The 19,192-nt window shown below is 72.0% G+C and carries 16 protein-coding genes and 2 pseudogenes; 10 read left to right on the top strand and 8 right to left on the bottom strand.

From position 1 onward, the window contains the following. The first annotated feature begins 22 nt into the window (after positions 1-22). Positions 23-682 carry an SDR family NAD(P)-dependent oxidoreductase gene (locus tag WME98_RS25530; RefSeq protein WP_437953669.1) on the top strand — a complete coding sequence of 220 codons (660 nt, stop codon included), beginning with the start codon at positions 23-25 and terminating at the stop codon, positions 680-682. A gap of 61 nt (positions 683-743) precedes the next feature. Here WME98_RS25530 and WME98_RS25525 read toward each other — a convergent pair whose 3' ends face one another. Further along, entirely contained in the window at positions 744-1,169 is a 426-nt protein-coding gene (locus tag WME98_RS25525; protein WP_061623499.1) for a hypothetical protein, read from the bottom strand. A gap of 159 nt (positions 1,170-1,328) precedes the next feature. Between WME98_RS25525 and WME98_RS25520 the strand changes: the two genes are divergently transcribed. Beyond that, complete coding sequence (locus WME98_RS25520; RefSeq protein WP_437953668.1) at positions 1,329-1,979, top strand: hypothetical protein; 651 nt, start codon at positions 1,329-1,331, stop codon at positions 1,977-1,979. Positions 1,980-2,015: 36 nt separating this feature from the next. Here the strand turns inward: WME98_RS25520 and WME98_RS25515 are convergent, their stop codons facing one another. Continuing rightward, positions 2,016-2,165, bottom strand: a complete 150-nt coding sequence (locus WME98_RS25515) for a hypothetical protein (protein WP_437953667.1) — start codon at positions 2,163-2,165, stop codon at positions 2,016-2,018. Between the two features lie 706 nt (positions 2,166-2,871). On the opposite strand from WME98_RS25515, the gene WME98_RS25510 reads away from it, so the two are divergent. Next, positions 2,872-3,024 (top strand): hypothetical protein, encoded by a 153-nt coding sequence (locus WME98_RS25510; RefSeq protein ID WP_437335538.1) that lies wholly within the window; start codon positions 2,872-2,874, stop codon positions 3,022-3,024. A 320-nt stretch (positions 3,025-3,344) separates the two neighbouring features. Then, complete coding sequence (locus tag WME98_RS25505) at positions 3,345-4,985, top strand: sigma 54-interacting transcriptional regulator (protein WP_437953666.1); 1,641 nt, start codon at positions 3,345-3,347, stop codon at positions 4,983-4,985. Between the two features lie 50 nt (positions 4,986-5,035). Here the strand turns inward: WME98_RS25505 and WME98_RS25500 are convergent, their stop codons facing one another. The 3 genes from WME98_RS25500 to WME98_RS25490 all read right to left on the bottom strand — a co-directional run bounded on the left by WME98_RS25500 (position 5,036) and on the right by WME98_RS25490 (position 7,286). Next, a complete protein-coding gene (locus WME98_RS25500; protein ID WP_437953665.1) occupies positions 5,036-5,395 on the bottom strand; it encodes an arsenate reductase family protein in 360 nt (119 codons plus the stop codon). Between the two features lie 265 nt (positions 5,396-5,660). Beyond that, positions 5,661-6,023 (bottom strand): hypothetical protein, encoded by a 363-nt coding sequence (locus WME98_RS25495; protein WP_437953664.1) that lies wholly within the window; start codon positions 6,021-6,023, stop codon positions 5,661-5,663. A 1,050-nt stretch (positions 6,024-7,073) separates the two neighbouring features. After that, positions 7,074-7,286, bottom strand: coding sequence for a hypothetical protein (locus WME98_RS25490; RefSeq protein ID WP_437953663.1), 213 nt, complete (start codon positions 7,284-7,286; stop codon positions 7,074-7,076). Positions 7,287-8,117: 831 nt separating this feature from the next. Between WME98_RS25490 and WME98_RS25485 the strand changes: the two genes are divergently transcribed. Beyond that, a complete protein-coding gene (locus WME98_RS25485) occupies positions 8,118-9,458 on the top strand; it encodes a sigma-70 family RNA polymerase sigma factor (RefSeq protein WP_437953662.1) in 1,341 nt (446 codons plus the stop codon). A 659-nt stretch (positions 9,459-10,117) separates the two neighbouring features. Further along, complete coding sequence (locus WME98_RS25480) at positions 10,118-10,603, top strand: SRPBCC family protein (protein WP_061629484.1); 486 nt, start codon at positions 10,118-10,120, stop codon at positions 10,601-10,603. 611 nt (positions 10,604-11,214) lie between these two features. Here WME98_RS25480 and WME98_RS25475 read toward each other — a convergent pair. Continuing rightward, complete coding sequence (locus tag WME98_RS25475) at positions 11,215-12,135, bottom strand: transposase (protein WP_437335532.1); 921 nt, start codon at positions 12,133-12,135, stop codon at positions 11,215-11,217. Positions 12,136-12,645: 510 nt separating this feature from the next. Next, positions 12,646-13,770, bottom strand: coding sequence for a Gfo/Idh/MocA family protein (locus tag WME98_RS25470; protein WP_437953661.1), 1,125 nt, complete (start codon positions 13,768-13,770; stop codon positions 12,646-12,648). 47 nt (positions 13,771-13,817) lie between these two features. Between WME98_RS25470 and WME98_RS25465 the strand changes: the two are divergent. The 4 genes and pseudogenes from WME98_RS25465 to WME98_RS25450 all read left to right on the top strand — a co-directional run. Further along, positions 13,818-14,087: pseudogene (locus tag WME98_RS25465) on the top strand (LysR family transcriptional regulator); the annotation flags it as partial. 115 nt (positions 14,088-14,202) lie between these two features. Further along, positions 14,203-14,601 carry a LysR substrate-binding domain-containing protein gene (locus tag WME98_RS25460; protein WP_437953660.1) on the top strand — a complete coding sequence of 133 codons (399 nt, stop codon included), beginning with the start codon at positions 14,203-14,205 and terminating at the stop codon, positions 14,599-14,601. 196 nt (positions 14,602-14,797) lie between these two features. Continuing rightward, a pseudogene (locus tag WME98_RS25455) lies at positions 14,798-15,299 on the top strand (catalase); the annotation flags it as partial. A gap of 348 nt (positions 15,300-15,647) precedes the next feature. Then, entirely contained in the window at positions 15,648-18,182 is a 2,535-nt protein-coding gene (locus WME98_RS25450; RefSeq protein ID WP_437953659.1) for a PAS domain-containing protein, read from the top strand. Between the two features lie 18 nt (positions 18,183-18,200). On the opposite strand, the gene WME98_RS25445 is transcribed toward WME98_RS25450, so the two are convergent. Next, positions 18,201-19,115: an MBL fold metallo-hydrolase gene (locus WME98_RS25445; protein ID WP_437953658.1), complete on the bottom strand. Its 915-nt coding sequence runs from the start codon at positions 19,113-19,115 to the stop codon at positions 18,201-18,203. Positions 19,116-19,192: the final 77 nt, after the last annotated feature.

Below are 19,192 nucleotides of genomic sequence, written 5' to 3'. Positions count from 1 at the left end.
GGGCCCCGGCCTGGGAGCCGCGGTGTCCAGGCGTTTTGCGAGCGCGGGATTCTCCATCGGGCTCGTGGCCCGGACGGCCACCACCTGCGAGGCCGTGCAGCGGGAGATCGAGCAGGCCGGCGGGCGCGCCCTGAGCGTCCCCGCGGACGCCGCCGATCCGGCCTCGGTCGCGGCGGCCTTCGCGCGGGTGAAGGAAGCCCTCGGCCCGGCGGAGGCGATGATCTACAACGCCGGTGTATTTCGCATGGCCGGCGCCCTGGAGCTCACGCCGCGAGAGCTCGAGGACGCCTGGAAGATCAACTGCCTCGGCGGCTTCCTGAGCGCGCAGGCCGCGCTGCCCGACATGCTCGCGCGGGGCCGGGGAACGCTCCTCTTCACCGGCGCCACGGCGTCGCTCCGCGGCGGCGCGCGCTTCGCGGCCCTGGCGGTGGGCAAGTTCGGCCTCCGCGCCCTCGCCCAGTCGCTCGCGCGCGAGCTCGGCCCGCGCGGCATCCATGTGGCGCACGTGATCGTCGACGGGCTGATCGACACGCCCCGCGTGCGCGGCATGGCGCCGGACCGAGACGCCGCCACGCTGCTCGCCCCGGAGGCGCTGGCGGAGACGTACTTCCAGCTCCACGCCCAGCCGCCGAGCGCCTGGACCCACGAGCTCGACGTGCGCCCGTCGGTGGAGAAGTTCTGAGCGGCGCGAGCGACCGCCGACGGTACGGCCTACGCGCCGCCGCTCGGGCGAGCCGCGCGCCTCACGAGTCGATCCACGTCCAGGGGAAATCGACGTCCACGATCGTCTCGTGGCCGTCGAGCACGTCGACGCCCTCGACGCGCACGATATCGCTGATGGTGTACCCGTCGAAATCCACGAGCCAGACATCGACGTCGTAGTAACCGTCGGAGAGGCCGCCGATCGTGAGGGCGAAATCCTCGCAGTCCACGACACCGTCCGCGACGAGGAAGCCTGCCTCGTCCTCGACGCTGACCGCGAGCCCGCTCACGTCGTGATCGAAGCACTCCCACGAGTCGTCGCTGCCGTCGATGGTCATCGCGACGGTGAGCGAGCCGCTCGCGACGTGAACGTGGTCATCGTCATCAGCGACGATGATGCACCCCGTGAGCGAGGCAGTGGAGAGGACGCAGCCAGCGAGACCCGAGAGCACCTTCGAGAGTTTCATGGGATCGTCTTCCTTTATCCAAGTCTGGCGCGGTCGCGCCGATGCGCGGAGGGTCAGCAAGCGCTATACCAGGAGCAGGCGCGCTGCCAGGCGCCGGCGGCTGCCTCCGGGCTGCCGGGTGGCATCGCAGTTGCTCCTGTGAACCCCATGGAGATGAACGTGCCAGTCCTCGAACACTCGTCCCCCACAGCCACGGCGCATTCCCCGCAGCGCAGCAAGCTCGCCGCGCTGGCCGCGCTCGTCGCGCTCGCGCTCCTCGGCGCGACCGGATGCGCGGCGGAGGTCCACACCAGGGCCGCCGCGCCCGCGACGGTCACGTACCACGAGTTCGCGGTGTACGAGGAGCCAGTCGTTCACATCGCAGCGCCGCCGGTCCACGTCGAGACCTACCCGCGCGTCTACTACCGCGGGAGCTACGTCTACTACGTGGACGGCCGCTGGTACTATCCGTCGCGCCACGGCTGGGTCTACTACCGCGACGAGCCGCGCGCGCTGGTCCACTACCGCGTCGACTTCGAGCGCCGCCGCGCGCACCACCACCACCACCATCCCCAGGTGCACCACGACCGCGGGCACCACGTGCACCGCGGCCACGTGCAGCACCGCGACCACGGGCGCCACGCGGCCACGGTCCGGCCGGCGGCGCCGGCGAGGCCAGCGGTCACGGTCCGGGCAGGCGCGACGGTCAGGGCGGGCGCGACGGTCAAGGCGGGGGCGGAGGCCAGGCCGGCGACCCCGGCCCGCCCGGCGAAGAAGCCTCGCGCGGAGCGTCGACGGCACCACGTCGAGGAGCGGCACCGCGAGCGGTGATCGCGGGAGCGCGCTCCGGCCCGTCGCTGCCTACACCTACAGGCCCCCGCCGAGCGCCAGGAGCGCGCCCGGACGACAGGCGCCAGGAGCGCGCCCGGACGACGGGACGACCTCGACCGACGCCGCGGCGGGCCGGCCCGCGCCGAGCCCGGGGCAGCGTGGTGGGACGAGCCAGATGAGCAGCATCGCAGCGCTCGCCGCCCCGCAAGCGGCGGGCGAGCGGGCGGCAATGCGAAACCGGGTACGCACCAGCTTCCCTGCGCGTCGTGGCAGAATGACGCGCGGCGCGCGTGGAGCGCCCTGCGCTCGGCCATGCTGGCTGCGCCGAGCCCGACGAACATCCCGGTGGCCACGAGCGTCGACCCGCCGAGCACGTAGAACCCCGCGTGCCGAGGTTGATGACGCCAGTCCCCGTCTTGTGATCGGACCGCCGATCGAGAATGGGAATGCAAGGGTCGAGGGTCTTCACGTGCCCGTCACCCACGCAGCGCACGCGAGCGCGCATCAGGGAGACAAGCGGGGTCGACCTCGCGCGCTGTAGGCGTCCATCCGCAATCCGGGTGATCGCTGCCGGAGCCGCGACATGCGCTCGATGCACGAGAGGCCTGCTCCCCCGTGAGGGCTCGTCTCGCCGAGATCAACCTTGGCGCTTGAGACGTACTTCGGTACACTTCTCACGGCTAGCCTCCGGGCGCCCCGAGGGCGGGCGAGGCGGCACGCTCAGCGGCCTTTCGGCGCACCCCCTGAGGTACAGATGTCGGCGACGAGGCGGGATTCATTTTACCCGGGAACGCTCGATGGTCCGAAGAGCACGGCCCCTGCGTCGGGTCACACGACGAGAGAGCCGCCGGACAGCGAGCAGCGCGTCGCGCAGAAGTGCGTGGATTGCGGTATGCCTGCACCGAAGACGGAGACCAACTACACGCTCATCAGCTCTCGTTATGGCTGGCGGCTGACGCGGACCGCCGACGCGAACGGGCGGAGGATGATGGAGTGGCGCTGCCCGGGTTGCTACGCGCGCTACCGCGCGAAAAAGCCGCTCTGATCTCGACGCGGCGCACCAGGAAGGTCGGACGCCTCTGACGCGCAGGCCCCAGGCGTGTCGCCATCACAGCTCTCGTGGCGATTCAGGGAGCTACGCATAAAGCGCCTCTCGACCGGACCGGTCATGTCTCAGGCGCATCACGACGTCATCCAGGACTACCACGCTCGGCTGTGACGCGCGCTCGCCGGGATGTTTCGTGGCGCAGCGGTCGGGCGGGCGCCGCGCCGCGCGATCCCGGCCGGGCGCGGAGCGGCGCGTCCGAGCCTTCCGCGCGCCCGGCGAGCCACCTATGCTCCGGTCACGCCGACCCGGCAGGCAGCATGCGCGCAGCGGATCTCGATCTCTCGGAGCTCCTCACGGTCGATCCGCAGGCCGGCGAGCTCCGCTTCTCCGGGGCGCGAGCGATCCTGCTCGATACTGTCGCGATGGGCCTCCTGCGCAAGCAGCTCATCGACGCGCTGGGGGCGGCGGCCGCCCGCGCGATCCTCACCCGCTTCGGCTTCGCGCACGGCTTCCGCACGGCCGAGGCGGCGCGCGCCGAGCTGCCGCTGGAGAGCGACGAGGAGTGGCGCAACGCTGGCGGGCGCATCCACGCGCTTCAGGGGATGATCCGCCTCGCGCCGGGCGCGGACGGCCCGCTGTCGCCCGAGGGAGCGACGGTGGAGGCCTCGTACGAGGCGGAGCAGCACCTGTTGCACCTCGGCCGCGCGGAGTCGCCGGTGTGCTGGACGCTCGCGGGCTTCGCGAGCGGCTACCTGAGCTGCGTCGAGGGCCGGGACATCTACGTGATCGAGCGCCGCTGCCTCGGCCGTGGCGACGCGAGCTGCCTGTTCGCCGGTCGCACGGCCGAGGCCTGGGGCGCCGAGCTCGATCCGCACCTGCCGTTCTTCCAGGAGGATCGCCTCGACGCCTCGCTGCGCCGCGCCGCCGAGGCGCTGGGGCGCGCCGAGCGCAGGCTGAAGGCGCGCGCGGAGACGCTCCTGCGGACCGCGGCGGCGGCGGAGCCGGGCGGCATCGTCGCGTCGAGCCTGGCCATGCAGCGCGTGCTGGAGCTCGCGCGGCGGGTGGCCCAGGTGGACGCCACGGTGCTGATCACGGGCGAGAGCGGCACCGGGAAGGAGCGGGTGGCGCGGCTCGTCCACGACGCTTCGCCCCGCGCGCGAGCGTCGATGCTCGCCATCAACTGCGCGGCGATCCCGGAGCCGCTGCTCGAGAGCGAGCTCTTCGGGCACGCGCGCGGCGCCTTCACGGGCGCGACGCGGGACCGCGCGGGGATCTTCGAGGCGGCGGCCGGGGGGACGCTGTTCCTCGACGAGGTGGGCGAGCTGCCGGCGGGGGTGCAGGTGAAGCTGCTCCGGGCGCTGCAGGCGCGCGAGGTGCGCCGGGTGGGCGAGAACCGCAGCCGCCCGGTCGACGTGCGGGTGGTGGCGGCGACCAACCGCGAGCTCGCCGCGGAGGTGGCGTCCGGCCGATTCAGGAAGGACCTTTACTATCGGCTGAAGGTGGTCGAGCTCCGGCTCCCGCCGCTGCGCGAGCGCCGGGAGGACATCCTGCCGCTCGCGCGGGCGCTGCTCGCGCAGGCGGCCGCGCGCATGCGGCGGCCGGCGCCGCGCCTCAGCCCCGGCGCGGCCGATCGACTGGTCCGGTACGCGTGGCCCGGCAACGTGCGGGAGCTGGAGAACGCCATGGAGCGCGCCGTGGCGCTCGCCGAGGCCCGGCGGGTCGAGGCCGACGATCTGCCCGAGGAGGTGCGCTCGGCCCTGCAGCCGCCGGACGCCGGCCCGCGCGCGCCGGCGCCCGGGGAGCGCGCGCGGACGCTCGGCGAGGTCGAGAAGGAGCACATCCTGGCCGCGCTGGCGCGCAACGGCGGCAACCAGACGCGGACCGCGGCCGAGCTCGGGATCGGCGTGTCAACGCTGTACCGCAAGCTCAAGGAGTACGGGCGCGCGCCTGGGGGGTGACGGCGTGACGGCGCGCCGTCGGGGGCTCCCGCGGCGGTCGCGTGAGCGCCTCAGCCGGCCTTGGCGGCCTCCGCGAAGGCCTTCCACGTCGCCTCGGCCTGGCCGACGCACGCGCGCGCGCCGTCGCGCACGATGGGCGTGCGGAGCAGGAGCGGATCGTCCAGCAGGAGCTCGGCGAGCCGCGCCTCGCTCGGGCCGAGGTGATGCAGGCCGCGCTCCTTCACCCGCGCGCCCTCCGCGTCGTAGAGCGCGCGCATGCCGCCCACGGCGCGCGCCACGCTCGCGAGCTCCCCCTTGGAGAGGCCCTTCTCGCGCACGTCGACGAGCTGCACCTTGATGCCGCGGTCGGCGAAGAAGCGCTGCGCCGCCCGCGTGGCCTTGCACTTGGCGGTGCCGAAAATCTGGATCATGCGCGTCGCTCCTGCGTGGCGTGGCCCGCTTCGCGCCCCGAGGGCAGCGCGGGCGTGAAGCATAGGCGCGGACGCGGCAGCCGACCAGGCGGCAACGAGGCGAGACGCCGGTGGATCGCGCGCCGCGCGAGGATGGGACCCGGGGGACCGGACCAGGAGCAGGCCGACCGCCGGAGCGAGCGGGCGGGGGCGCGGTGAAGAGCGCCGGTCTGGCGCCGGTGCGGCCGCTGTGCAGCAGCGCTCGATCGTGGGCGGAGGCTGATGTTCACCCGTCAGGTGCCGGGGCGGTCGCCGCGCCGCAGCGGTCGACCGTGTAGTCTCCGTCGAGCGAGAGGTCGTCGTTGGCGGGGCCGCGCAGCTTCACGAAGAGAGAGGCGTCGTCGCTGCTGACGATCTCGAGCGTGACCCGGAACCCTGAGCGGCCTGCGCCCGTGGCCCAGCAACCGGGGTAGGCCAGCTCTTCGCGATGGCTGATCCGCGAAGCCGACAGATCGATGACGCCGTCCGTGAAGAGCTCGGACGGCACGACCTGGACGATGACATCGGGATCCGCGGCGCTGCGGCCGGAGCAGGAGGGGGCTTCGGCGTGGCCCCATCCGCCCTGGAACGGGGGAGGTGATCTCGTCACAACCGCGGATCAACATGGCCACGGCTCCGAGAGCCATCATCCGTCGGTTCATGCGCTCATGCTCCGGATCAGGTTCCTGAGATGGAGCCCCCGGAGGGCGCGAAGACGGCTCATCCGAGCTGACGAGCGTCGCCGCCGTCGCGCCGACCGAGGTTGCGCCGCCGGCGCTGACTGAGGTTGGGCCGCCGGCGCTGACTGAGGTTGCGGCCGCCGACCGAGGTTGCGGCCGCCGGCGCTGACTGAGGTTGCGGCCGCCGACCGAGGTTGCGGCCGCCGCCGCCGACCGAGGTTGCGGCCGCCGCCGCCGACCGAGGTTGCGGCCGGCCGGCCGGCAGCGTCGGTCAACGTTGTCGCGTCGATCGGCCCCACCTCGAGCGAGTTTGTCGCGAGCGAAACCATGAGCCGCTCGCCGACGCGGACGGCACGCGCATCGCCCATGACCAGCCCGTAGGCGGAGAACGCCCCCTCGCGCAGGGCCACCCCGAACTGCTCGGTCTGCGGATCCCACCGGATTTCGAAGCGCTTCCCGATCACGTGCACCTGGAACGGACCCACCCGCACCGTCCAGCGCGAGCGCTCCCGACGGACGACCTACAGGTCGAGCGCCCCTCGACGGCAATCTCTGCGCCATCCGCATCCACCGTGGCAACGCGGGCGCACCGACCCGGCGTGCGGCGGAGCAGCTATCCGTCGGAGAACCGGATCCGAAGCTCCGCCGCAGGGGCGCCGCGATCCACGCCCCGACACCCCCGGCTCTGCCATCCCGAGCTCGAAGCCGTAGGCGTGCCGGCGCGCCACGAGCACAAACGCGGTCCCAGCGAGGAGCAGCGCCGCCGCGCGCCAGGAGTGTGTCGAGGCCGCGTAGGTCGCCCGCAAGGCGTCCAGCACCTCACCCGACGCAACGCCGTACTCGACCTCCAGCAGGTCGTCGCTCGGCAGGAACCAGAGCCAGCTGCACTGTTTCATGCAGCCGATCGACGAGCACGCCTCGTGCACCGCGATCATCGTGAGCCATCCCTCGGGCGCGCTCGGGTCCTCGAGCTTCGACAGCTACCCGAGCGTGCGCACGAAGACGTCGTGGTGCAGGTCCGCGAGGTTGCGATGAAAGCCGAGCAGCCGGTAGAGCCCCCGGCGGACGTGCTCGGCACGCCGGTCGTACAGGGCGGAGCACGCCGCGGGATCGCTCCGCCGAAACCCATGCACGAGCGCCACGTCGTCCCCCGCGAAGGCGAACCTGGGTAGGGCCACCGGCAGCGTACCCACGAGCGCCACGTCGTCCCCCGCGAAGGCGAACCTGGGTGGGGCGGCACCGCCGCGAAGGCGAACCTGGGTGGGGCGGCACCGCCGCGAAGGCGAACCTGGGTGGGGCGGCACCGCCGCGAAGGCGAACCTGGGTGGGGCGGCACCGGCACCGGCACCGCGAAGGCGAACCTGGGTGGGGCCGCCGGGTGGGACCGCCGGCAGCGATCGGACGAGCTTCAGGGGGGTCGGCTCTGACGAGGCTCGTCCCCCTGAAGTCCCCGGAAGCACAGTCCCGGGGGAGACGCACGGTTCGCCGGGTCGCTACGCGGACGCCGGACCCCAGCGCCACGCGCGGAGCACGGGCCCTCGACAGTGCGCCGAGCGAAGCCTCTGGAGCGCTCACCCATGAGCCCGCTCCGCCCGTTTCCGACGCCCCATTTGCCTCGATAGGTCGCTCAGCTCGGGAACGCATCGAGCCGCCTCGGCCTTGACGTCCGCGACGAACACGGCCCGGCGACTCGCTCCGCCGTGCGCGTCGGGCGCCGGCTTGGCCACGTCCAGCGACAGTACCCGACGACCAAACCGCACCGGCATGCACCGCCGACGGCCCAGCACGCCGTGCCCGCTCGTCCGGCGGCCCGCGCCCGCGCGCTCCCGCGCCGGCGGAGGAAGCCGCCGCTCCGAGCGGCGGCAGACCCAAGAAAAACGCCTTCAAAATACGCCAAATCGGCGCGCGATTCGTTTTCCTATTTACGTCCTCGGCGGTTAGGATATCGAGGCGCCTCGATGATCGTGCCCCCTCACGCCCTTCGTGGTCAGGCACGACGCAGCGGCAACCCTGGAGCGCATTGAATGAGGTTCCGTTCCTCGCTGTCGGCGAGCGAGTCCGAATCGAGTTTTCCCGTTTCCATCGATTCCGCGGCCGAGCGCGGGGGCGAGCGCGCTCCTGCGCGCCGTGCGAAGGCCGCAGGCACGCACGCGACGCTCGGGGCGACCGAGCTCTACTTCCGGTCGCTCGCCGGCAGCCAGCCGCTCACCCGCGAGGGCGAGGTCGCGATCGGCCGTCGCATCGAGGCGGGCGCGCTCGCGTGCTTCGAGGCGTGGGTCCGCTCGCCGATCGCCCTTCGCGAGCTGGCCTTCACGGCGGAGGACGTCGAGAACGGGGCGCTCAGCCTCCGGGACCTCTTGTGCGAGGCCGACGCGAACGATCCCGACGCGGACGCGTGCGCGACGCGGCTCGCGGGCCTGCTCGATGTCGCCCGAGCGCTCGCCGCCCGCAAGCACGACGACGAGGGCGTGGAGATCGCCCTCGCGGGCCTGGCCGCAGGCCTCGCCGAGCTGCGCCTCGATCCGGCCTTCGAGGAGCGCATCGAGCGGAGCCTGCGCGCGGCGGCGGCCGCCGCCGACAAGGCGGACCGCGCGTCCATCGAGGCGACGCTCGCGGCGATCGCCCGGGGGCGCCGCGCGGTCGCCCAGGCGAAATCCGAGCTCGTCCAGGCGAACCTCAGGCTCGCGGTCGCCATCGCGCGGGAGCACCAGCGCTTCGGCGTCCCGCTGCTCGACCTCGTGCAGGAAGGCAACCTCGGCCTGATCCGCGCCGCCGACAAGTTCGAGTACCGCCGCGGCCACCGCTTCGGCACCTACGCTGCGTGGTGGATCAAGCAGGCCATCAAGCGGACGATCCTCAACCAGGGCAAGCCCGTCCGCATGCCGGTCCACCTCACCGCGATCCGGAGCCAGGTGGTGCGCGCCCGGCGCGACCTGGTGCAGGAGCGCGGGCGCGAGCCCTCGGTCGAGGAGGTCGCGGAGCGCAGCGGGCTCTCCGTGGAGAAGGTGCGCGTGATCGGCGAGCTCGCCCTCGAGCCACTCAGCCTCGACGCCCCGGTCGGCGAGGAAGGCGACACCCGGTTCGGCGATCTGCTGGCCAACGAGGAGCCGACGCCCGCCGACATGCTGGCCCGGCGCCGCTTGATCGAGCAGACGCGCGAGCTGCTCGACTCGCTGCAGCCGCGCGAGCGCGAGCTCCTGCGGCGCCGCTTCGGCCTCGACGGCAACGAGGACGAGACGCTCGAGGAGATCGGGCAGTCGTTCTCGTTGACGCGGGAGCGCATCCGCCAGATCGAGGCGAAGCTGCTCGAGAAGCTCCGGATGCGCTCACGGCAACGAGAGCTCGGCTCGTACCTCGAAGGGTGACCGCGGGGCCGAGGCGCGCGCGAGGGCGCGTGGAGCCGCGCCAGCGCTCGGTCGAGCGACCATCGACCGGGGGGCGCGGTGAGGACGCGCTCGCGCAGCCTTCGATCTGGCCGGCGTCGGCGGCGCGGACGCGTCGCGATCGGCTCAGGGAGCTCGCCGATGCGATGCGCAGCTCCAACCACGGAGCGACGTGGTTCGCTGCTCGGCGATGCGCAGGATCCCGCCACACGCGCGAGACCGCACCCCGGCGCCGGGCGCGCGACGCACCTGCGGGAGCAGATCGCTCCAGCCCGGTAGGCGCGCGACCGGCTCCTCGGGTGACGGGCATGCCTGAAGCGCGGGAGCACGACGCGCCAGCGCCGTCGTCGCCCGTGCCAGCAGCGCCTTGCGCGTGCCGGCGCTGATGTCGTCCAGCGCGACGCGAAAGTGCGGCACGCGTCCCCGAAAACGAGGGGCGACCGATGAGTTTCGGAGCGCCGGTCTGTCCAACACTTCGAAGACCGAACGAGCACGAGCCAAGGAAGCCGAGGACCGGAACGACGGTGCCGAGCTCGCGTCCTTCTAGACGCAGAACGCCACGCGCATCCAGCCGTCTGAGGCGGCGCCTGCCCAGGGCTCTCTCGAACGTCCCACACCCATCGCCGACAAGGAGACGACGCATGACCACCAAGCCCGAAGCCACCTCTACTTCCGACCGCGACCTCGTGTTGACGCGCATCATCGACGCGCCGCGCGAGAAGGTGTTCAAGGCCTGGACCGACCCTGAGCTCCTCAAGAAGTGGTTCGCCCCTCAGCCGTTCACCACGCCCTTCGCCGAGCTCGACGTGCGGCCTGGCGGCGCCAGCCTGATCGTGATGCGCGACCCACAAGGGAACGAATACCCGAACAAGGGCGTCTTCCTCGAGGTTGTCGAGAACGAGCGGCTCGTCTTCACCGACGCGTACACCAGGGCATGGGAGCCGTCGGAGAAGCCGTTCATGACGGTGATCCTGACGTTCGAGGATCAAGGCGGCAAGACGAAGTACACCGCCCGCGCCCGCCACTGGACGGTCGCCGACCGCGAGGCGCACGAGAAGATGGGGTTCCACGAAGGCTGGGGCCAGTGCGCTGCCCAGCTCGAGGCCGTCGTCAGGGCCAACGGGTAAGCCGGCCCGGACCCGACGCTGAGTGGGCGGACCTAACCCCCATTGAGTCGGCCCCGGGGCGAACCTGACCCCCATTGAGCGGCGGACCGACCCGACTCGGGTTGCTCACCCGGGCTTACCCGCGGGGTTGCCCACCCGCGGGGTTGCCCACCCGCGGGGTTGCCCCCCCGCGGGGTTGCCCACCCGCGGGCTCCCCGGGGGCGGCTTACCCGACCCGGATGGCTCACCCGCGAGCTACCCGGGTGGATGTCGACCGCTCGCCATCCACAAATCTGTACAGAGCGCCTCGCGCTTGCACACCCACGCTTCGCAAACAGCTTCAAGCGGACCCGTGAAGAGCGACTCAACTCGGGTTGCTACCTGCATTGCCGCCTGCGACCTACCCACCCGAGCCAACCCAGGTTGTGTTCGATCCGGCGCCTATAGCGATCTCACCCCGGCACCGCATCTTGGTCGCTCGGCCCGCAACTCCATCCCACGTCGCCATGCGCATGGCTCATGGGCGTCTTGAGTCGCCTCGCTCCGCCATCTTGAGACGCACGTGCCCTCCGGCGACGTGTCGCCCCCGGTGGCCTCTCCGACCGACTCACCGTGCGCCGCCGGCGCAGCAACTACACCGTGAGCACGGCGTCCGTCACGGCGACCCCGTGAAACGCGCGCATCCACCACGTCCCCGCGGGGAATACGGCGCTGCGCACCCCGCTGCGCCACCGTTCGAGCGCCGCGCGGTACGACGCACGAAACGCGCGCACGGCGGCAGCAGCGATTCGCCATGCATCACCCTGCTCGCGGCCGACCGCAAACGTCGGACTGCAGCCGCGCAGCGGCTCGAAGCTCGTGGCACGCTCGTAGGGGGACACCCGGCTGGCGCCCTCCGCGCCAAGGACGTGTTGCCCTCGCCGCCCCACCTCCTCACGGGCCTGCGCTTCCTGTCGCTCCAGCTCGGCGGCGACCTCGCCGCGAAAGCCGTCGCCGCCATCCTGTTCGATGACAGGCGGCAGCGCGAGCGCGAGCGTTACTTCTTCTGGCCACTGCGGATTTTTCGGATCGAGATATGCCGCGGGTCGCGTCGCGCGCAGCACGCCGCAGCCGAGCTCGTTCACATCCACCTTGGCGCCCGGCCACTCGCGCGCATGTCGGACCAGGCCGGCGGCCACAGGATTCGCGAGCACGTAGGCGATCTTCTCCACCACCGCCGTCCGCGTCAGCAGCCGCACCACGCTCGTAGCCTCGTGGTCCCACACTGGCCCTTCCCACGTGCGGAGCACCTTGGTCCCGAGCGCGACGATGCGATGGAAGAATTGCAAAAAACGCGGCAGGACGCCCATCGTATCGGTCACGACGAGGTGCAGGTGCGACGACATCGCGCAGAGCGCGTGGACCTCGATGCCGAAGCGGCGCGTCGAGACGGTGAGGGTGTAGACCAAGAGCTGGGTGATGGCAGCGTCAGGGCGGAAGAGCAGATGCCTGCGCAGGACGCGACGGGTGATGAGGTAGGTGGCGCCTGCGGCAATTTCGCGGGGCTGGCTCATGGCTGGCGTGCAATGGCAAACGCCGTGCCGGCGGGTGGGGTGAATGATTTCAAGGCATTGGCTCGCTCCTTGGGGTGGCGCCGCCAGGGGCGCCAGGTGGTCCGCCACCTGGATAGTCCTTGCGGCTCGCCCAACCTGCGGCGGCTCCTCTGGCCTGGGCTGCCCCGTCCCCGACGTGGGTTCTCCCTCCTCCCCTCTCCCGACCTGGGTTGGTCGAGAGCGGAGAGCGGGGTCGGGTCGTCACCAATCTGGTCGTACCAACCCCGGTCGGTCGTTGAACCTGCGTCGGGTGGTACGCAACCTGGGTCGGGTGGTCCGGGTGGGGTCGGGTGGTCCGGGTGATCCGCAACCTGAGTCGGGTGATGGGTGATGCTGGTCGGTGATCCGCAACCTGGGTCGGGATGGTTGGGTCGGGATGGTTCGCGTGGTCCGCGCGACGTGATCGGGTCGACCCTTTCTCTTGCCAACCCGGGTTGGCGTCGTCCGGGTTGGCGTCGGCCGGGTCCTCCCTCACTGCTCCGACGGTGACGGCGCCTTCACCGGCTCCGGCGCGGCAACCGCGGGCTTCTTGATGTTCTGGCCCATATCAGGCCGCTGCTCCAGCTTGAGCTGCGGGACCGCCTCGACCCTCCCGCTCGCCGCGGAGCTCTGGATCGCCAGCATCACCCGGACGTCCGCGAGCCCCTCGAGTCCCGACGGCTCCGGCTCCCTGTCCTCAAGGATGCAGCGCGAGAAATAGACGAGCTCGGGGGCGAACTGGTCGCGCTTCTTGAACGTCTTCTCCTCCGTCTTCCCGCCCACCGTCAGGTAATGCTTGATGTCGGCCGTGTAATCGAAGGCCGGCTCCACGCGCAGGTCCCCCTCGGTGCCCGCGAGGCGGAACGACGACACGCTCGCGAGCCCCTGGCTGACCGTGAACTGCGCCACGGCGCCGCTCGGGAAACGCAGGATGGCCGCCGTGGTCTCGTCGACATCCTTGGCGCGCCTCTCGTCGATCCGCAGGCTCGTGGCGAGCACCTCGCTCGGCTCCTCGCGGAACAGGTACCGAGCGGCATTCACGCAGTACACGCCCAGATCGAACAGCACGCCGCCGCCCGCGTCGCTCCGGGTGCGAATGTCGCCGGGGCGCACCACCTGCGTGAACAGCGACGTGAAGGCGCGCACCTCACCGAGCTTGCCCGAGCGCGCGATCTCGACCGCCTGCAGGTTCGCCTCCTCGAAATGCAGGCGATAGGCGATCATCAACTTCACGCCGCGGTCCTTCGTGGCGCGGATCATCGCCTCGCAGTCCTCCTCGGTCATGGCCATGGGCTTCTCGCAGAGCACGTGGACGCCCGCCGCCGCGGCCCGCTCCGTGTACTCGCGGTGCATCGCGTTGGGCAGCGCGATGTACACCGCGTCCGCCCGCGCGCGCCTCAGGACGTCCTCGAGCTCGTCATACCCGCCGCGCTCGGTGACCCCGTAGCGCTCGCCCAGCGCGGCGAGCTTCTCGGGGTCGCCCGAGACCAGCGCCACGAGCTCCGAGTTCTCGGCGGCGTTCTTGAACGCCGGCAGCACGGCGACCTGCGCGATGTTGCCCGCCCCGACGACGGCGTAGCGGATCTTCCTGGTCTCGTTCGACGCTGTCTTGGACATGGTTCCTCCGTACGCGGACAACCCGCGTTCGCGGGGAACATGGAGAGATGACCGCAGGCGTCAACCGCCGGGCATGTCGCCCAGGGCGCCCGCCCCGCAAGGCCCCCACCCCCCGCCCGCGGCCGCCCCCTCGACCCCAGAGCCCCCCGCGTGCCGCGTACTACCGCGCGCCCGTGCGCTGGTCACCGCATCCCCTCACGCTCCGCCAGCTCCAGTACGCGCTCGCGGTCGCCGAGCACCGCAGCTTCCGGCGCGCCGCGGCCGCCTGCCGCGTCGCGCAGCCGTCGCTCTCGGCCCAGATCGCGCAGCTCGAGGAGGCCCTCGGCGTGAACCTCTTCGAGCGCGATCGCCGCCGCGCCCTCGTCACCTCGGCGGGCGCCCCCCTGCTCGAGCGCATGCGGCGGAGCCGAACCGCCTCGCCAGGATGCCAGGATGGACGAGCTCGCGGCGGCCAAGGTCCTCCTCCTCGTCAACGGCCACGGCTTTCGCGACCAGGCGCTCGCCCTCTGCCAGCGCGTCGGCGCCGACGAGGCGAGCGTCCGCGCCACAAGCCCCTCCACCCTCGGCCAGAGGGCCGCCGGGGGCGACAGCGTGCCCCTCCTGCCCGCGCTCGCCGTCCCCATCGAGAACCGCAGCGGCGCCCTCTCGCTGCGCCGCTTCGCCCCGCGCGCCCCGCACCGCACCCTCGCGCTCGCCTTCCGCCGCGGCTCCCCCATCGGGAGCGCCCTCCAGCGCCTCGCCGCGACCCTCCGGGACGCCTACCAGCGCGCCACCGCCGCGCGGCCGAGCCGACAGCTCCAGGCTGTCACTTCAGCAGCAACGATGTATTGAGAACGATGAGGGCCCGCAGCCACATCGCCCGCAAGGACGGCGGCTTCGCCGACCCGGGAGGATGGAGCGATGAGGAGCGGCGCCACGAAGGATACGGTTCACGAGAGCACCCCCACCCTCACCACGCGGCAGAGACACCCGGTGACGGGCGACGAGGACAACCGCACCGTCGGCGATCGCGGACCGGCAGTCCTCGATAACCCAGGAGAGCGAGGCGGTCCTCGTGAAGTACCATTTCCTCCCCAGGCAAGGAGAGGTCAACCTCACCAGCGATCAGGCCTCGGCCATCCAGGCCAAGAATTTCAACCACGCGACGCAGGTCCTCCACGACGCCATCGCGCGCGGCGGCGCGCCGGAGTGGGAGCTCTGCGCGCAGCTCATGGAAGACGGCGAGCTCCCGGAGCTCGACGTCGATCCGCTCGATGCGACGAAGATCTGGCGCCGGAGAAGTCCCCGCTCCGCCCGATCGGCGCATGGCGCTCGACAGCAACCCGACGAACGACTTCGCCGAGGTCGAGCAGGCCGCCTTCGGCACAGGCGTCCTCGTCGACGGCATGGACTTGTTGGACGACAAGCTGCTCCAGGGCCGGACGTTCTCGTACGCGGACACGCAGCGCTATCGGGTCGGCCCGGACTACCTCCAGCTGCCGCTCGACCAGCCGCGGGTGAAGGCATCGACGAACCAGCGCGACGGACAGAGGCGCCGAAGGGCTCTCTTCGAGGACCGACGGATCCAGCAAGGCCTCGGGCCAACACCGACTCCGCAGCGCGAGGATCGCCGTCCTCCCCGCGAAGGCGAGCTCGACGGCAGAGATCGCGACGCTCACACTGTAACGACGTGCGCTGTCTCCTGCCGTCGAACGTCGCGCAGCCGGAGAGCACCCAAGGCTCCTCCGGCGCCCTGCGCCGGGCTCGAGGCGAGCGCCGCCGGCGCGCTGCCCCGAGCCCGGCGCACGGCTGCTGAGCGGACCGAGGTGCCTCCCGAGCGCTCGTGATAATCTCAGCTCGCGCCTGCCAGAATCCTGGTAGAAGGCGCGAGGGGTGGAGTGAACAGCGACGACGAAGGGCGTGGGACCGGGCGGGGTGGACCGTCCGGGGCGGGACGTCACGGGGAGCCGCCGGCGTCGGGCGCGCTGGCCCGCGCCGTGGCCGACGCGTCGCTGGCCCTGTTGCGCGCCGCCGAGGGCGGCACGCCGCGGGCGCTCGTCGCGGCGGCGTCGCGTGTCCTGCAGGCCGACATCGCCTGTCTCTACGAGCTCGCCGGGGAGCCGCGGGCGCTCATGCTCGTCGCCTCCGAGGGCGGCGACGGCTCGCTGGACGCGCTCCAGCGCCTGCCGCTCGACGCGCCGAGCCTCGCGGCCGAGGCCGCCCGCGCCGGGGTCGTGCAGGGCGCGCCCGGCGGCGAGGGCGCCGCGGCGCTGCTCGACGCCGTCCACCTGCGCGACCGCTGCGGCTGCGCCCACGCGGTCGCGATCCCGCTCGCCTTCGCCGGCGACCTGCGCGCGGTGCTGCTCTGCGCCGCCGCGCAGCCGACCCTGCCGCAGGCCGAGGCGGTCGAGGTCACGAGCGCCCTGTCGAGCCTCTTCGGGATGGCGCTCGCCGCCGCCGAGCCCCGCGCGCTGCGCGCGCGGATCGAGGAGCTCGAGCAGGAGAAGCGCGCGCTGGAGCGCACGCGCGAGCAGCTGAACACGGCGATCGCGGAGGCCAGGAAGACCGAGGCCGCGCTCCGGCTGAGCGAGGACAGCCTCGCCCGGGCGCAGAAGATCGCCAGGCTGGGCAATTGGGACTGGCACATTCCGACCGACGAGCTCTTTTGGTCCGACGAGTGCTATCCGATGCTGGGGCTGTCCCGCGACGCCGGCGCGCTCACGTACGAGCGCTTCCTCGCCTGCGTCCACCCGGAGGACCGCGAGGGCCTCATGCGCGCCGTCGACCTCGCGCTCCAGGGGGAGAGGCCGTATTGCATGGAGTACCGGATCCTCCGCCCGAGCGGCGAAGAGCGCCTCATCCACACCGAGGCGGACGTGGCCCGCGCCGACGACGGAACCCCGCTCCGGCTCATCGGCACGGCCCTCGACGTCACCGAGCAGCGGCGCGCCGAGGAGGCCTTGCGGCTCAGCGAGGAGCGCCTGCGGCTGATCGCCGAGCACGCGAGCGACGTCATCTTCCGCATGCGGCTCGGCCCGGAAGGGGGATACGAGTACATCAGCCCCGCCGTCCTCGAGCACACCGGTCATCCGCCCGAGGCCTGGTACGAGGACCCTGAGCTGTTCCTCACGCTGATCCATCCCGAGGACAAGGGGCGGTATCACGAGTTCGTCGAGCAGATGGCCGAGGCCGGCGGGCGGCTCACGTTCCGGATCATCGACAAGAGCGGCCGAACGCGCTGGATATCGACCCACATCACGATCCAGCGCGACGAGCACGGCAACCCGGTCGCCGGGATCGGCATCTCGCGCGACGTCACGGCGGAGAAGCTCGCCGACGAGGAGCGCGAGCAGCTCCTCCGGCAGCTCTCGGCCGAGCGGAGCTGGCTCAACGCGGTCATCGAGCGCTCGCCGGTCGGCATCCTCCTCCTCGACCCGTCCGGCGCGCAGATCGCCTGGAATCATCGCGCCCAGGAGCTCGCCGGGGTCGGCGCGCCGCCCGGGCAGGCGGGCGCGTGGGGCCTCTACTCCCTGGACGGGCAGCCGCTCCCGGACGACGAGCAGCCCTCGGCGAGCGCGCTGCGCGGCGAGGTCACGAGCTCGAGGGAGCTCGCGCTGCGGCGCGCCGACGGCGGCACGCTGGCGGTGCTCGTGAGCGCCGGGCCGATCGTCGACGGGAGCGGGAAGCCGCTCGGGGCGGTCGTCGTGTTCGACGACATCACGCGGCTCAAGGAGCTCGAGCGGCTCAAGGAAGAGTGGACGTCGGTGGTGGCGCACGATCTGAAGCAGCCGGTGACGACGATCATCGGCTATGCGGCCCAGATCGAGCGCAAGCCCCAGGTGGCGGCCGCGGTGAAGACGAGGGCGGGGCATATCCTGGCGAGCGCCAAGCGGCTCGGGCGGATGGTGTCCGATCTGACGGACATCTCCCAGATCGAGTCGCGGCGGCTCACGATCGAGAGCGCTCCCGTCGACCTGCCGGCGCTCCTTCAGGCGGTCGTGGAGCGGATGGCGGGCGAGACGGAGGGGCACGCCGTCGAGGTCGAGATCCGGGGCGAGATCCCGGTCGTGTGCGCGGACGCGGGGCGCGTCGAGCAGGTGCTCAGCAACCTCCTCTCCAACGCCGTGAAATACGGTGATCCGGAGACGCCGATCCGGGCGTCGCTGGAGCGGCGCGGCGACGATGTGCAGATCTCCATCCGGAACAGCGGCCGCGAGATCCCGGCCGAGGATCTCCCGCTGCTGTTCGAGCGGTTCTTCCGGGGGAGGGCGAGGGAGGAACGCGCGGTCGGGCTCGGGCTCGGGCTGTACATCGCGAAGGGGCTGGTCGAGGCGCACCACGGCAGGATCTGGGTCGAGAGCCCCAAAGGGGGGTGCACGACGTTCTATTTCACGCTGCCGGTGGGGGCGGCGCCGCGGCGGGACGCGGCGTAGCCCGAGGCCCTCTGCGGCTCAGATCCGCTGCGCTCCGGCCGCGGCGGGGACCCACAGCGGTGGCTCGGGCGCGCCCTTCTCCCGGGCGCCCGCCGGTATGGCGTGGCTTCGCCCGGTGAGGCGCTCGAACTCCACGACGTCATGAGAGCACACGACGGTCACCTCGTGGCCGTGCTCCCGGCGAAGCGCGCGCAGCCGGCGCTGGTTCTCGATCCGCGCGCCGCGGTCCTTCTCCATCATGAGCTGATAGGCGCGCAGGCCTGGCGTGCAGGTGGGCCGCACCAGGTCCATCTCGCGGTGATAGAAGTACGCGTCGCCGGCGAGCAGCAGCCAGCGGCCGTCGCTCCGGATCGCCACGCCCGAGTGGCCGAGCGTGTGACCGATGAGCGGGATGAAGAGCACCTCGTCCTTCAAACCACCCACCGGCCGCGCCCCCTCGAAGCCGAACCAGCGCTCGCCGCCGTCCGAGGGATAGGCGATCCAGTTCGGCTGCGTGGACCACTGGGCCGGCCGGTAACGCATCCGGTCGAGCAGCGTCCGCCGGGCGACCGCGGCGTCGCGCTCGTCCGCGAGCAGGTGGACCTCCGCGCCAGGAAAGTCGTCGAGGCCCCCCGCATGGTCGAAATCGAGGTGGGTCAGCACGATGTGACGGACGTCCTCGGGCCGAAAGCCGAGGCGCTGGATCTGCCGGTACGCCGTCATCTCGGCGCGGAACTCCGGTCGTACCAGGAACAGAAAGAACCGGCTGAGCCGCCTCCTCGCCATCGAGACGTCCAGCAAGCCGAGCCCGGTGTCCACGAGGACCAGACCGCTGTCCGTCTCCAGGAGCAAGCAGTGGCACGTCAGCCTCCCGCGGAGCCCCAGCGTCTGGCCATCCATCAGCGCGCCGCCGATCGGACAGGTCGAGATGCAGTTGAGATGATGGATGCGCACGGACGCCTCTCCTTTCGCCGCTACCCTGCCCCGGGGACGGCCGCGCGATGGCCCGGTGTCGAGGCGGGCACACCGCA

This window comes from Sorangium sp. So ce296 (assembly GCF_051529605.1).
Taxonomy (GTDB): Bacteria; Myxococcota_A; Polyangia; order Polyangiales; family Polyangiaceae; genus Sorangium; species Sorangium cellulosum_D.
The sequence above is the reverse complement of the archived record's forward strand: the minus strand, read 5'-3'. Positions and strand labels throughout refer to the sequence as shown.

What these genes read in the sequence shown, in the direction of transcription:
- WME98_RS25525 (WP_061623499.1), bottom strand. Translation starts at nt 1,169, where the DNA reads ATGAAACTCTCGAAGGTGCTCTCGGGTCTCGCTGGCTGCGTCCTCTCC.
- WME98_RS25515 (WP_437953667.1), bottom strand. Translation starts at nt 2,165, where the DNA reads ATGCTGCTCATCTGGCTCGTCCCACCACGCTGCCCCGGGCTCGGCGCG.
- WME98_RS25510 (WP_437335538.1), top strand. Translation starts at nt 2,872, where the DNA reads ATGCCTGCACCGAAGACGGAGACCAACTACACGCTCATCAGCTCTCGT.
- WME98_RS25505 (WP_437953666.1), top strand. Translation starts at nt 3,345, where the DNA reads ATGCGCGCAGCGGATCTCGATCTCTCGGAGCTCCTCACGGTCGATCCG.
- WME98_RS25500 (WP_437953665.1), bottom strand. Translation starts at nt 5,395, where the DNA reads ATGATCCAGATTTTCGGCACCGCCAAGTGCAAGGCCACGCGGGCGGCG.
- WME98_RS25485 (WP_437953662.1), top strand. Translation starts at nt 8,118, where the DNA reads ATGAGGTTCCGTTCCTCGCTGTCGGCGAGCGAGTCCGAATCGAGTTTT.
- WME98_RS25480 (WP_061629484.1), top strand. Translation starts at nt 10,118, where the DNA reads ATGACCACCAAGCCCGAAGCCACCTCTACTTCCGACCGCGACCTCGTG.
- WME98_RS25475 (WP_437335532.1), bottom strand. Translation starts at nt 12,135, where the DNA reads ATGAGCCAGCCCCGCGAAATTGCCGCAGGCGCCACCTACCTCATCACC.
- WME98_RS25470 (WP_437953661.1), bottom strand. Translation starts at nt 13,770, where the DNA reads ATGTCCAAGACAGCGTCGAACGAGACCAGGAAGATCCGCTACGCCGTC.
- WME98_RS25460 (WP_437953660.1), top strand. Translation starts at nt 14,203, where the DNA reads ATGGACGAGCTCGCGGCGGCCAAGGTCCTCCTCCTCGTCAACGGCCAC.